Raw genomic sequence first — 13725 nt, 5'->3', positions numbered from 1 at the left:
ACGTAAAATGATACGAATCGTGAAAAGCTACATTCTGAGCCTGTTGCTCGTATTTTCGGGCATCGCTTGCTGTCCGGCCCGGCCGCTGCCGAAAGCGTGGGTGCGCGACAGTCTGCCCGCGCTGACCGAACGGTGCAGGCAATTGCTGTCCCGCGCCTACATGGCCGAAAAATTGATCGGCGAAACCCGCTCGCTGCCCGGCTGGGAGGGTTTCAACGTTCGACTTTACGAATACCGTACCGGCCGAGACGTTCGCACCGGAGCCCCCAAAACCGGCAGGGTATATCTGCTGAATCCGGAGCCGGAGCGGCTGGCGCGGTGGATTGCCACGACCTGCCTGGAAGTCAAAGGAAGCCTCGGTTTCGAATATACCGACCGGCTGCTGCGGTGGATACGCGGGCAGTCGGGGGCGCAGTTCCCGGTGCGGGGCGTCGTTTACGAAGCGATGGAGCGGCCCGGGCGCTACGAACCGTACGTGTTCAAGGACGGCGTGACGGTGTACGTGGCCGACAACGCCCGCTTCCCGGCAGACGGGCACTGCACCCCCGAACAGTTGGCGTTTTACCTGACCCTGACCGATGCCGACCTGAAACCCCGCACGGGCCGTTACGCCCGCATTTGCAGCACGACGCGCGAACAGTACAAAGCCGCCGGCGGCCGCGACGAAGTGGGCGACAGCGACTCCGACCGCCGACTGGCATGGCTCGATACGGTGCGCAGGCTCTACCGGCGGGCGATGAAATCCGACCGCAACGAACTGATGATCGCCTGGGCCAAGGCAAACCTGTAATAATTGCCGGAAAATTGTTATTTTTGCGAGATTAATGCTAAAATTCGGAATACTTATGGAAATCGGTGCAAAATACACCCCGCAGCAGATCGAATCCAAGTGGTACGACTACTGGATCCGCCACAATTTTTTCCACTCGACGCCCGACGGAAGGGAACCCTACACGATCGTCATCCCGCCGCCGAACGTGACCGGAGTGCTGCACATGGGGCACATGCTGAACGAAACCATACAGGACGTGCTGGTACGCCGCGCCCGGATGCAGGGCAAAAACGCCTGCTGGGTTCCGGGAACCGACCACGCGTCGATCGCCACCGAAGCCAAAGTCGTCCAGAAACTCAAAGCCGACGGAATCGATAAAAATTCGCTGACCCGCGAAGAATTTTTAAAACACGCTTGGCAGTGGAAAGAGAAACACGGCGGCATCATCCTGAACCAACTGCGCAAACTCGGCGCTTCGTGCGACTGGGAGCGTACCAAATTCACGATGGACCCGGCGCTGAGCGAAAGCGTCATCAAAGTATTCGTCGACCTGTATAAAAAAGGTAAAATCTACCGCGGCGTACGAATGGTCAACTGGGACCCCGCCGCGCAGACCGCCCTTTCCGACGAAGAGGTCATCTACCGCGAATCGCAGGGGAAGCTGTACTACCTGCGCTACAAAATCGAAGGAACGTCGCGTTACGTCGTCGTAGCCACGACGCGGCCGGAAACGATCCTCGGCGACACGGCGCTGTGCGTCAACCCGAACGACCCGCGCTACCGGGATCTGCCGCAGGATGCGCGCGTGCTGGTGCCGCTCATCGACCGTTCGATTCCGGTGATCCGCGACGAGTACGTCGACATCGAATTCGGAACCGGCGCGCTGAAAGTGACCCCGGCCCACGACGTGAACGACTACATGCTCGGCGAAAAATACAACCTCGAAATCATCGACATTTTCAACGATGACGGTACGCTGAACGAGCACGGCGAACGCTACGCCGGCATGGACCGTTTCGAAGTCCGCCGGCAGATCGAGAAAGACCTCGCCGACGCCGGCCTGCTCGAAAAGGTCGAAGCCTATACCAACAAGGTGGGATATTCGGAACGCACCAACGTGCCGATCGAGCCGAAGCTGTCGATGCAGTGGTTTCTGAAGATGACCGAACTGGCCCAGCCGGCTCTCAAAGCGGTCATGGAAGACGAAATCCGGCTGGTTCCGGCCAAATTCAAGAATACGTACCGCTACTGGATGGAGAACGTCAAGGACTGGTGCATCTCGCGGCAATTGTGGTGGGGCCAGCAGATCCCGGCCTACTTCCTCCCCAAAGGGGGGTACGTGGTCGCCGAAACGCCCGAAGAAGCGCTGAAGCTGGCCCGCGAAAAGACCGGCGACGCTTCGCTGACGGCAACCGACCTACGCCGCGACCCCGACGTGCTCGACACGTGGTTTTCGTCATGGCTATGGCCGATCTCGGTGTTCGACGGCATCAACCGCCCCGAAAACGAGGAGATCAAATACTACTACCCGACCAACGACCTGGTCACCGGGCCCGACATCCTGTTCTTCTGGGTCGCCCGGATGATCATCGCCGGATACGAATACCGGGGCGAAATGCCGTTCAGGAACGTCTACCTGACCGGCATCGTCCGCGACAAACTGCGTCGCAAGATGAGCAAATCGCTCGGCAATTCGCCCGATCCGCTCGACCTGATCGAACAGTACGGGGCCGACGGCGTACGGCTGGCGATGCTGCTGTGCTCGGCGGCCGGCAACGACCTGTTGTTCGACGACGCGCTGTGCGAACAGGGACGCAACTTCGGCAACAAGATATGGAACGCTTACCGGCTGGTAAACGGCTGGCAAGTGGACGACTCGCTGGCGCAGAGCGACAGCAACCGGCTCGCCGTATCCTGGTTCGACGCGATGCTGAACCGTACGCTCGGCCAAATCGAAGAGGATTTTACCGAATACCGCATTTCGGAAGCGTTGATGAAGCTGTACCGCCTGTTCTGGGACGAGTTCTCCGGATGGTACCTTGAAATGGTGAAACCGGGCTACCGGCAACCGACCGACCGGGCGACGATGGACGCTACGAAAGCGTTCTTCGACAGGTTGCTCCGGACGCTGCATCCGTTCATGCCGTTCATCACCGAGGAAATCTGGCAGCACATGGCTCCGCGCAAAGACGGCGAAAGCATCACGGTCGCCGCGCTGCCCGCGCCGCAGCCGTTCGACCAGGCGCTGCTCGAACGCATCGAACAGCTCAAAGAGGCCGTCTCGTCCGTGCGGAACATCCGCAAGGAGCACAACATTCCGAACAAGGAAGCGCTGGAACTGTACGTCATCGGGGACGACAATTATCATCGCGAATACAACCCGCTGCTGCAAAAAATGGCGAACCTGAACCGCGTGGAGGAGATCGCCGAAAAGCGTTCCGACGCAGCCGCGTTCATCGTCAAAACGACCGAATATTTCGTCCCGCTGGGCGGCAGCATCGATGTGGAAGAAGAACTCAAGAAGCTGAAGGCCGACCTCGCCTACCAGGAAGGATTTCTCGCCTCCGTTCTGAAAAAACTGTCGAACGAACGTTTCGTACAGAACGCCCCGGCCAAAGTGATCGAAACCGAACATGCCAAACGGCACGACGCGGAAGCCAAAATCAAGGCGCTAAAGGAACGTATCGATCAGTTACAATAAAATTTCACAAGACGAAAAGAGCCCGGAAAGATTCCGGGCTCTCGTTTTAAAACATGAAGTTATCTTAAAAAAAACATCCATACAGGAAAATATCTCCGAAAAGACTTCTACACTACGTCAACGTGCAGACTGTAAATTAAAAACTTTCTCATATAATAATTTCCGCACATCTTCATTAGCCGTTGGATTCCCAACCAATGTCACCCGATTTGTCGAATCCAGTAAAAAACTATGGTAATGAAAATCCTGTGGGATATGCGTATTCAATCTACCAAAAACACCGGATTCATCGATATATACGACATGTATGGATTTATAAGCCTTTTTCTCTGGATTGCATCTTTGTGATATTTTCTCTCACGGTACGGTACAACTTAAAAAGCAACCTACCAACAAAAGTATAATTCACCGTGTAATTTTCATATTTTATTTCAATTGTTGGATACCGATAGCACATCCTCCCGCATGAATATGATCAATAATATGATCGGGTAAAGACACGTCTTTCGGATTCACATTCGTGGTCATGAAATAGGAAAAGATAAACGGATCATCATATTCGGTAAACAAACTGTTTGAAAATAACTCGACCGGTTGACTCTCATATTTAATTCCATTTTTTCTATCAACGATGAAACACCGCGATTTTCCATGATCTCTCAACTTTCCGATGATTAAATCTCCTTTTACAGCAACATAATCCTTGATAAAACAATAATTTTCGAATTTATCCAATTTAGACTCTACGTCCTTTTTATTTTCATCGGGAACATTGCACGCTCCAAAATCGAAACGAATTATCTGTCTGAGATTCAAATCTCGACTCAACACATACGCATTATTATCAATAGGCTGATTATAAACAACATTCTGTTCGCAATCCGTAAAACGATAAGATGAAAACACATAGGCGGGATCGATATATTCATCATAATACAATACTTGATTCTCCATTTTACATTGTGAATCCGTTTGCCCGATCTTATATCCTTTCGCACGTCCGCTATTCCAGGACGCTAATCCGAATATTATTTTTCCCCCTACCGATTTGAGAATATCCGCCTCAAAATCCAACGTATGACTCGCTATGAAATTAAAATCAGAATCGTACAAATTAACCTTATCGGTATGTGAATCCAATACATACAATACTCCGGACTCCCTGTCTATATCAAAATCGGTTATTTGTAAATATTCGTAAAGGGCCCTGCCTTTTCTTTGGAATTTTCTAATAAATTTCCCGGATCGATCGAATTCCAGAATCGCATTCAATCGTTGATCCAATATGAATAATGAACTATCGACAAATTTCACTTTATCAACCCGCCCGAAAAGAGCATCGGAAACGGTATCGAATGCAACAAACTCCATTTTAGACACAATATCCTCCGGAATCTGTTCAAAATTTCGGCTTGTTAACGATTCGTAATCTATAATAGACACGGGTACATCATAGTCTACCTTCTTCCGAGAATCGCATCCCACGAGGAACAACAATATGCCAATTAATAAGATTGGCTGTTTATCAAAACATATAAACAGACGGATGAGTTTCGACATAACATTCTCTCTTTCTCAAAAATCTGCCCATCCGATTTTCCATAAATTTACAGAAAACCGAAAAAGGCAGACTTTTAGTATTCAACAGATTTTCCCGCTGTTACCCTTTAATTGCAACCAGACAAGTCTTTACAATTTACCGTATTCTCCGACTTACAGTTTCCCGTAGCTTCAGATTTAGTACCTCCGCAAGGAGTGTCCTCACTTTCCCCGCTCGCCAACGCTTCTACATTGGCCGAAAGAAATAAAATTCGATCGGTATTGTCAGAAACCAACAAATAAGCGCCGGCAGCCCATGCGACCGCAAACGAACAAATCGCTCTTTCATAACAATTAACAATCAATAAATAACAAAATTAACGCGATCTTCATTACAATATTAACGATAATTACCATTATCGACAAACCGTCATCACTAAAAAAGAACTTATTAGAAACTATCATCGTTACAGGCTACAGGCGATTTGCTTATCGTAAACGTTCCGGGATCATCGATTCCTATGTAAAAAAGTCCTTCGAAAAACAGGATTGCCGGCAGTCGGCCGGCCAGGGGACGATAAACCCACGGACGTTTCGCCCCGGCCAGAATGATCGAAACCGAACATGCCGAACGGCACGACGCGGAAGCCAAAATCAAGGCGTTGCAGGAGCGCATCGCGCAACTGGGATAAAAACATTTACAAAACAAGAAGCCCGTTGTGTGGAGACAACGGGCTTCCTGTTTTTATCGTTAAAAATCGACCATTCAACGAACCTCATACAAGAACAGGATCGGATTATCGTCCTCTTTCATCCTCTCTATTTTTTCCTTAAACCAAGGAGCCGCTCCCTTAGCGACATGCTCGACATAAATTTTCAACGACGCCTGATTCACCGACGGAAGAAACGCAATATATTTATTTCCGATATCCTGCGTCGGCAGCATTCCGTTGCACGGAATTTGAGTTTGAGTATCCAGGATCATCGGGAAAGCCTTCACCTCGTTCGTCCGCGTATCGAGCACGCAAAAGCCCCGGTTATTGACCGAAAAATACAGCTTCCCGGAACTCTCTTTGATATTCGCCAACCCGGTGACATAATCACGATCCCACCCCCGCTGCAAGTACTCCTGATCGGACAGCCGATCGCCTTTTTGCAAAGATTCAGGCAGATTGTATTTGCCGAAATCGATCCGGTAACGGGGAACGACGGCGCCTTCGTCATATTGATAAATCGTATTGGCAAAACGCCGTGCGAAATAGGGTTTCGTACTGGTCTGTATCAACGCTCCCGGCGGATAAAACGGCCCGAGATCGATCAACGGCAGATCCAGCACCTTCTTTTGACGCAACGACCGATCGTCATTGGGCAACTCAACGAGAAAATCATCTCCGTTTTGCGCCCGCATATCCATGCAGATCAAGCGATCCTTCGCAATGGCAAACTGAAAAAACAATTCGTCTGTCAGTACCTCGCCGATAAATTTGCCGTTATAATCGAACCGCATAAATTTGGAAGGCACATCCGAATAAACGACGAATTGCCGCCTGTCGTAATCGAAACAACAATCCCGGATCTTTATGTATTCGCCCGGACCGCGTCCTTTCCGGTCGATCGAAAACAAAAACCGGCCTACCGTATCGAATACGCATATTTTCCAACTCCGATCATCATAAACGGCGATCCGGTCTTCGAAAACGAATACCTTACTGATATCCCCTAAAAGAGCTCCCTCGGTCGTCTCGAAAAAAATCACGCGACTCTTCGAAAAAATCAACGAATCGGGCACGCAATGATCCTCACCGGAAAACAAATTCCGGACATCCGCATGCACGAAGGAAACCGAAGCGCCATCCTCCCCTCCCTTGGCATGACACCCTATAACACATGACAAACATGCAACTATCAAAAATAACCTTGTCTTCATTCCGTCGTTCGGATTCGTTCATATATCAACCACCCCCTACGCATTCACGCAAGAAATCGTTTCCACTCCGTTACAGGGCGTGTCCATAAGCTTATTTTACGAACGCCATCCCACAAAACGATCACGGCCGCCGTATGACCCTGAAAAAACGCCTTTCGCCTTGTCCCAAATCAACCATTAGCGGCGACACCCCCATACGACCGCAACGAATACGGAACTGACTTTCTCCGGCAACCGTCCCTAACCATGAACAAATATCAAAATTAATCGGATTTCACTACAATATTAACGATAATTGTCATTACCGACAAATTAATTATGAATCGTCCCCATCGTGTATAAAACCAATACTCCGCCGCCGTTAACAAGATGCTCTTCCACGACCGGTTCCGCACGTTCAAAACCATCCGCTACCAAACTTTTGTAACTATCGTCTCCTGCAAGAAAACAAACATATTTATCATTATAACTACATAACGGAAACCATAAGCATTTAAAACTGCTCTCCGCCGAATTCACAGTAATCCCTCCGTTTTTTCCATCATAAAGAAAACAATCTAAAAAATCACCAATACTGACTTCCAATGCAATATAATCCCTACACATCACAGGAGTGCCATAAAGATAATGATAACCATTCTCATTAATTGCGTGTATATCACCACGACTATCCCGGGGAATTTTATTCGGCCCGAAATCGACTGCAATATTGAACATGGTGTCTGCATTATTTTTTGAAAAGACAGTGAAAACATCGGAACCGCACGAATGAAAAACAATGCGATCTTCCGTTGTCGAAAAATAGGTTTGCTTGCCGATTGGATCTTCCTCGGAATAAGTAAACAACCTGCGTTTTATGCGGCAATTGGAATCCATAACAAAAAGCCTGTGCGGTGATTGCTTACCCGACAGGCTGCCTCCGGGTAATGGTGCGAATGCAAAAAGAAAATCACCGTTATCAAAACACTCGACATCCCAGACTACCACGGGTAATTTCTTCTTATTTAAATATTTCCCCGATCGGGAATCATAAACATAAAGTATATGTCGATAATTGTCTATGACATAAATAGAATGATCGTCGACCGCAAAGTTTTTAATTTCAAGATATTCCTGCGGCCCTCTTCCCTTACGATCAATTGCGAACTTAAAATTCCCGGCTAAATCGAAAACAACGATCTTATGATTCCGAAAATCCCCGATATAAATATTCCCGTTTTTCATCACGAGCTTATTAATTTCCGAGAAAGCAGACTCTTTCACATCTTCTAACAAAATATAATCGACTGAACGAACAGACGTAGCAATAAGAGAATCCGGAAACCGATCAAACATAATAGTCCGGTCTATCCTAACGTTTTCCTCATTTTTTACTTTAGAGCAACAAGCAATAAAAACAAATACGCTGAACCAGAGAATACTATTTGCCTTTTTCATTTCGTTAAAATAAAATATAAGAACAGAACCAAATCTCGATTCTGGTTCTGTTCATTATCAAATAATTCAATTAACTTTTGTGTGTCGGGCAACGTTTTGAATTACATCCACTTCCTCCTCCCTGACAGGTTATAATCTCCACCTTACATTTTTTACCTTTGGAGATTTGCACGCCACAAATGGAACTATACATATATCCGTCCGGATACTCATACTGTCCGCCTTCATCACGCGTTAACGCCTCGACATTTGATAAAAGAAGTGCCCCCTCACTGGTTTTGTCCGCTGTTAGTAAATAAGCACCGGCAGCCAATACGACCGCAAACGAACATAGAATTACTTCTTTCATGATAATTGATTTTAATAATCAATAAATGGCAAGATTGAACACAATCTTTATTACAATATTAACGATAATTACCATTATCAACAAACCGTTATCACTAAAAAAGAACTTATTAGGAACTATTATCGTTACGGGCTGCAAGTGATTGCTTATCGTAAACGCTCCGGTTCATCAATTCCTATACAAAAAAGCCTTCCGAAAAGCCTGGCTGCGGGGGACAATAAACTCACGGACGTTTCGCCCCGGCCAAAGTGATCGAAACCGAACACGCCGAACGGCACGACGAGGAAACCAAAACCAAAGCATTGCGGGAACGTATCGCGCAGTCGGGACATACACACAAAACAACCGGCCTGCTGTCCTGCGACAGCAAGCCGGTTGTTTTCACTTACATACGAAAGAAGTCACTCGTCGGAGCGGATAGCCGATTCGTACAAACGCCAGATTTTGTCGCTCCCTATCGGATTGCCGACGGCCCGAGGCTGATTACGACCGTTTAATAAAAACGTATGGTAAGCCTCCCGGTCGATATGATAAGTCGCGGCGAAAGATCCCAACGTATCGTAGAGCACAGGCAGCGTAAAGTGAATCATTTTCATCTGGGCATGGATCGCCTGCATATCCGGGACGTGAACGACCAGAACGACCGGAACGCGCATACGCCCTCGCACCACATTCCACATCCGCAGGCTCTGCAACTTGCAACCGACGCAACCCGAAGAATCGAGGTAGTGGACAATCTTGGGGCCGGGCATCCGTACGGTACTTTTCGCCAGATCTTCGGGCGCATACAGCCGGCTCAAGTCGATGCGTTGCTCCATAAACGATTCCAGTTTCCGGTACTCGGCTCCTTTCCGTGAATCGCAGCCGGTTCCCATACTCAGCCCCATCCCTACGATCAGCAAAAAGTATCTTGCCAACATCCTAGAAATCCTTTACCTTAAAACATGCCAAAAAAAGATTGGCGTCCGTCTCCATACTGTCTATCATCGCCTTGTATTTGCCCGAAAATCCGTAATCTTTCGCCATATATTGCAGCGTTATCGCATGATGCGGACCGTAACACCAATCCCCGTCGCACGCATAGATAATGCTGGTCAAATAGTCGAAAGTACGATCCCCGCTCATATTTTCAAGCGTTTTATCGTACCGGATCGCATTTCCGGAATTTTTCGAATAAAGGTACATATCGTCCATCCCGGAACGTAACAAGATATGCGATCCGACATTGAAAAACTCCACCGGAAAAAAATAGTTTCGCTTCTCATATTCGGGCAATTCCGCATTGGGATCCATTTCCCGGCGCTGCTCGTCGTTCAGCAATTTCACGTCCTCGTCCCCACTCTCTATAATATAAGCCGGGGATACGGTACGTTCCGACACGGCGACACGGTAAACCGTATCCCCCAAGGTAGGATAGTATAGAATATCCCCGTTGTCCAAATAACCGCTGGCCGACAGGAACGACAAACCGTATTTTGGCGTCCGGTTCCTTATCATGCCCTGGACGACGTCTCCTTTCAGGTCGATCCAGTGCAAATCGTAATCCCGCAGCAGCGAATCCTGATACTGTTCCTTGTTGTCGTTTTCATACCTCAGGATCATATCGTCGCGGAAAGCGATCACCTGTTTCGGCGTAAAATCGACTTTAACCACATGTTCGAGATTCAGAAATTCGTCGAAAATAAAAATCTTGCGAACGACGTCGTCTGCGACCAATATTTTCTTGCTGACCGGATCGGCCGCGAGAAAACACAGCATGAAATACTCGTCGGGCCCGTTCCCCCGCGCTTCGAACTTTTTCAGAAATTTCCCGTCTCGATCGAAACAGAGCAACTTCGTTCCCATCCGGTCGAGTAAATAGAATTTGCCGTTCAGCAATTTCAGGCAGCGCACATAATCGAACATCGATTCCGGGGTGGTCTCCAATTGAACGAAACGGAGCGAATCGAATAATTCGGCTCCGGAAACTCCGTCTTTTTTCGGTTCGATCCACAACCGAGTAAGCGAATCGGACGAAGCCCGGCGATACATATTGCGATTTTTGCAGGAAACGACTCCTGCAAAAACCGCAATAACCAAACACAAAACTTTCGCGATTTTCATCGACTACAAGCTATGAAATCGATCAACCGATCATACAATCCGGACATCCGGCAAGTTCTCCCCCCTCGACATACATACACACCGGAGTCTTTCCCTTAACGAGTTGGGGCGGATCGGTCGGACTAAGTCCAGGGAATGCTACATAACAAGGAGGCTCCAGAATATAAGAAACTATTCTATAACCCATTTTGGGCGGCTCCGGTTTTTCATCTTGCGTCAGCGCTTCGACATTGGCCAATAAAAAATCACCGCAACCGCCAAGTCCGCTGTTTTTCAGATAGACGCCCGTAGCCAATAATGTAAAAATGCCCGCGATTCCCCAAAAGATAAATGCTTTTTTCATAACAATAACGTTTTGATAGTTTAATAAATAATTGGTAATAAATAACACATAACATCATTGCAATAATAATAACAAACCCGGTAACGGACAAGCAACCTCACCAAAAAGGAATCAATTAACTACCAATCCCGGCTTCGAATCGTCAGGCGGGCTTTCTCTTCATGTTCCGTCCGGAACAGGCGCGGAGCGCTCCGTTTCTTCCCCCCCCTCATCCTCCCCTGCGTTACGCTCCCGCACAAAAAAGAGTCCCCCGATTACTCGAAGGACGACTCTAAGAGGCGGCGACCTACTCTCCCACATGTTACTGCAGTACCATCGGCGTAAACGGGCTTAACTTCCCAGTTCGAAATAGGAAGGGGGAACTTCGCTGCTATAATCACCAAAATCTTTATTGTTATACCTACAACATCATACAGACTCAGCGATACCTTTAGTAAAAATTCCTTCTGTTCAATCCGGTTCCCTTGTCTAAAGAACCGAACTTTATGGATTTAATTGATAAATAATTAGACAAGGATTATCGTCGACCTCGATAGACGGGATGATTTGGCGCAATCGTGCGGTTTGTTCGGGATAATCCTTTTCAAAATCGTTATATTCATCTCTCCCATCCACGAACGGTTTCATATTCAATGCACTTATTTCTGTAATGATAGCCTGCTGCGAAATTGCGCGTATTCGACCGAAAGGAAGAAAATACTTTGTCTCATTGACGACCGGTTCGCAGAGCCGACTCGCTCGCGTTTGTTTGTCATATACCAGCAAACGAGGTTGCCCTTCAAATACGAAATAGAATATCCAATAACGTTCGGTCTGCTGGAAACAGTTAATCTTCTGAACAAATCCGTTCGCTTCATTCGGGTCCAGATGTTGTAACTTCTCAAAACGGTTCACTTGTTCCGGCCAACCGTATTTTCCAAAATCCAATCGGAACAAAGGAGTCGCGCCCTTTTCTGAACAACTGTAAATAAGATTCTCACGCGGAGCAAGAAAATAACCGACACCGTCGTACGATGAAAAAGCATATGCATCGTTATAATACATGCTTTCCCATCCCTTTTTTATCGGAATATCCCCTCTCACAACTTTATAGTTTTCATCCAATATCCAGAGTTCATAAGAACCATCTTGCGCATATCCCCCCGCATATCCAACAACACCGTCGCGCATAGGGCATATAGCAACTAATTCTTTCGGCAATTCGGTTTGAGAAATTAGGGAAGTTCCGTCCAGATCGAACGAAAGTATTTCCGACGAATTCCTTGTCAGCAAATTCAACGTACCGGATTGGTCGTCGATAAAAAAATCACGTAGCTGAATGTATTCTCCTGGCCCTCGACCTTTCCGACTGATTTTACGGATTGCTTTGCCTTGCATGTCAAAAATAAATAGAGATTGACTGGCATAAAAATCACCGATATATATCTTGCCGTCATGAATCAGAACTTTATCGATTCGTCCGACCAATACGCTATCGTTTGTTTCCAGCCTTACAATCCGGATATCTTTGATAAGAGACAATCGTTGCAACTCAACCGTATGCTCGTCCAGATCTATCGTAATAGACTGAAATTCACATGTATTACATTGCATCTGACACGAAAATAAAAATAAGCACGAAACCAAGGATGCAACACTCACAGACAATACTTTATTCATGAATTCCAATTCTAAAATAGCCCCAAACGTTAAATGATATCAGCTTTACGGCCTTATTTGGATGGACCCGCACTGCAATTCTGCGGAGTACATAACTCATTCCCCCTGCAGCACAATGCACCTCTCCACTCGCCGAATAATAATACGCCTTACCCGTTCTATCCGTTTTTAAAGTAAGCGTTACCCTTCGACAGAAACCGTAATTTCTGAATTTTTCGGCCCTGAAAATTCATAATAACAACCATTCGAAGATCTTATGTAAAGATCTGAGTTACCTTCGTCTCGCGCCAATGCTTCTACATTAGCTAATAGACACGGACTTTCATAAGTGGTACTTTCATTTAGCAGGTAAGTGCCAATAACTGACGCAACGGCAAATGAACACAAAATCATCTTTTTCATAACTATTATTCTAATAAATTAATAAATAATGAAATCATATAAGATCATCGTTTCAATCCATTTCATATCAAAGAGCTACTCTCCATTAGTCGAAAGATTAAACGAAACGACTGCAAATCCACAAATTACCCTTACCGTATATAATGAAGAAACTTTACTCATACATGAACATTTAATAAGATAATAAAGATATATATATGACGATAATAATAAAGATAATAGCAATATCCAAACGCATATTTACAAAAAAAAACAAAAAAAACAAAAAAAGAACCAAAAAGATACCAAAAAGCAATCACCTTCTGTTCGGAAGCGAAGCTCGTTCCCTCGCACCACGACCGATACTACCCCTATCAATATCCGCACAAAAAAGAGTCCCCCGAATGCTCGGAGGACTCTAAGGAGGCGGCTACCTACTCTCCCACATGTTACTGCAGTACCATCGGCGTGAACGGGCTTAACTTCTCTGTTCGGAATGGGAAGAGGTGGAACC

The 13725-nt window shown here is 46.9% G+C and carries 11 protein-coding genes and 2 rRNA genes; 2 read left to right on the top strand and 11 right to left on the bottom strand.

Going from position 1 to position 13725, the window contains the following annotated elements:
- Nucleotides 1-19: 19 nt before the first annotated feature.
- Both C1A08_RS11795 and C1A08_RS11790 read left to right on the top strand, forming a co-directional pair.
- On the top strand, nucleotides 20-790 hold the full coding sequence (locus C1A08_RS11795; protein WP_180951580.1) for a cellulase: 771 nt from the start codon (nucleotides 20-22) through the stop codon (nucleotides 788-790).
- 55 nt (nucleotides 791-845) lie between these two features.
- Entirely contained in the window at nucleotides 846-3473 is a 2628-nt protein-coding gene (locus C1A08_RS11790) for a valine--tRNA ligase (RefSeq protein ID WP_101573707.1), read from the top strand.
- A gap of 426 nt (nucleotides 3474-3899) precedes the next feature.
- Here C1A08_RS11790 and C1A08_RS11785 read toward each other — a convergent pair whose 3' ends face one another.
- The 11 genes from C1A08_RS11785 to rrf (C1A08_RS11745) all read right to left on the bottom strand — a co-directional run.
- Nucleotides 3900-5033 (bottom strand): 6-bladed beta-propeller, encoded by a 1134-nt coding sequence (locus tag C1A08_RS11785; RefSeq protein ID WP_101573705.1) that lies wholly within the window; start codon nucleotides 5031-5033, stop codon nucleotides 3900-3902.
- Nucleotides 5034-5778: 745 nt separating this feature from the next.
- On the bottom strand, nucleotides 5779-6939 hold the full coding sequence (locus tag C1A08_RS11780; RefSeq protein ID WP_101573703.1) for a 6-bladed beta-propeller: 1161 nt from the start codon (nucleotides 6937-6939) through the stop codon (nucleotides 5779-5781).
- Nucleotides 6940-7251: 312 nt separating this feature from the next.
- Complete coding sequence (locus C1A08_RS11775; protein WP_101573701.1) at nucleotides 7252-8376, bottom strand: 6-bladed beta-propeller; 1125 nt, start codon at nucleotides 8374-8376, stop codon at nucleotides 7252-7254.
- 70 nt (nucleotides 8377-8446) lie between these two features.
- A complete protein-coding gene (locus tag C1A08_RS13155; protein WP_125147129.1) occupies nucleotides 8447-8725 on the bottom strand; it encodes a hypothetical protein in 279 nt (92 codons plus the stop codon).
- Nucleotides 8726-9126: 401 nt separating this feature from the next.
- Nucleotides 9127-9645, bottom strand: a complete 519-nt coding sequence (locus tag C1A08_RS11770) for a hypothetical protein (protein ID WP_118458585.1) — start codon at nucleotides 9643-9645, stop codon at nucleotides 9127-9129.
- Between the two features lies 1 nt (nucleotide 9646).
- A complete protein-coding gene (locus C1A08_RS11765; RefSeq protein ID WP_180951578.1) occupies nucleotides 9647-10756 on the bottom strand; it encodes a 6-bladed beta-propeller in 1110 nt (369 codons plus the stop codon).
- A gap of 94 nt (nucleotides 10757-10850) precedes the next feature.
- Entirely contained in the window at nucleotides 10851-11171 is a 321-nt protein-coding gene (locus tag C1A08_RS11760; protein ID WP_101573695.1) for a hypothetical protein, read from the bottom strand.
- Between the two features lie 273 nt (nucleotides 11172-11444).
- Nucleotides 11445-11555: ribosomal RNA gene (rrf, locus tag C1A08_RS11755) — 5S ribosomal RNA — on the bottom strand.
- Nucleotides 11556-11654: 99 nt separating this feature from the next.
- The gene (locus tag C1A08_RS11750) at nucleotides 11655-12830 is read right to left on the bottom strand and encodes a 6-bladed beta-propeller (RefSeq protein WP_101573693.1); all 1176 of its coding nucleotides are present in this window, start codon (nucleotides 12828-12830) and stop codon (nucleotides 11655-11657) included.
- Nucleotides 12831-13010: 180 nt separating this feature from the next.
- The gene (locus C1A08_RS13150) at nucleotides 13011-13232 is read right to left on the bottom strand and encodes a hypothetical protein (protein WP_118458591.1); all 222 of its coding nucleotides are present in this window, start codon (nucleotides 13230-13232) and stop codon (nucleotides 13011-13013) included.
- Nucleotides 13233-13632: 400 nt separating this feature from the next.
- Nucleotides 13633-13725, bottom strand: a 5S ribosomal RNA gene (gene rrf / locus C1A08_RS11745); the annotation flags it as partial.

This window comes from Alistipes sp. cv1 (genome assembly GCF_900240235.1).
In the GTDB taxonomy this organism is placed as follows: domain Bacteria; phylum Bacteroidota; class Bacteroidia; order Bacteroidales; family Rikenellaceae; genus Alistipes_A; species Alistipes_A hominis.
Note: the sequence above shows the minus strand (reverse complement) of the source record. Positions and strands in the feature narration are given on the sequence as shown.

Excerpts from the sequence above, each read along its gene's own strand:
- C1A08_RS11790 (WP_101573707.1), top strand. The coding sequence starts at position 846 with ATGGAAATCGGTGCAAAATACACCCCGCAGCAGATCGAATCCAAGTGG.
- C1A08_RS11785 (WP_101573705.1), bottom strand. The coding sequence starts at position 5,033 with ATGTCGAAACTCATCCGTCTGTTTATATGTTTTGATAAACAGCCAATC.
- C1A08_RS11780 (WP_101573703.1), bottom strand. The coding sequence starts at position 6,939 with ATGAAGACAAGGTTATTTTTGATAGTTGCATGTTTGTCATGTGTTATA.
- C1A08_RS11775 (WP_101573701.1), bottom strand. The coding sequence starts at position 8,376 with ATGAAAAAGGCAAATAGTATTCTCTGGTTCAGCGTATTTGTTTTTATT.
- C1A08_RS13155 (WP_125147129.1), bottom strand. The coding sequence starts at position 8,725 with ATGAAAGAAGTAATTCTATGTTCGTTTGCGGTCGTATTGGCTGCCGGT.
- C1A08_RS11770 (WP_118458585.1), bottom strand. The coding sequence starts at position 9,645 with ATGTTGGCAAGATACTTTTTGCTGATCGTAGGGATGGGGCTGAGTATG.
- C1A08_RS11765 (WP_180951578.1), bottom strand. The coding sequence starts at position 10,756 with ATGTATCGCCGGGCTTCGTCCGATTCGCTTACTCGGTTGTGGATCGAA.
- C1A08_RS11760 (WP_101573695.1), bottom strand. The coding sequence starts at position 11,171 with ATGAAAAAAGCATTTATCTTTTGGGGAATCGCGGGCATTTTTACATTA.
- C1A08_RS11750 (WP_101573693.1), bottom strand. The coding sequence starts at position 12,830 with ATGAATAAAGTATTGTCTGTGAGTGTTGCATCCTTGGTTTCGTGCTTA.
- C1A08_RS13150 (WP_118458591.1), bottom strand. The coding sequence starts at position 13,232 with ATGAAAAAGATGATTTTGTGTTCATTTGCCGTTGCGTCAGTTATTGGC.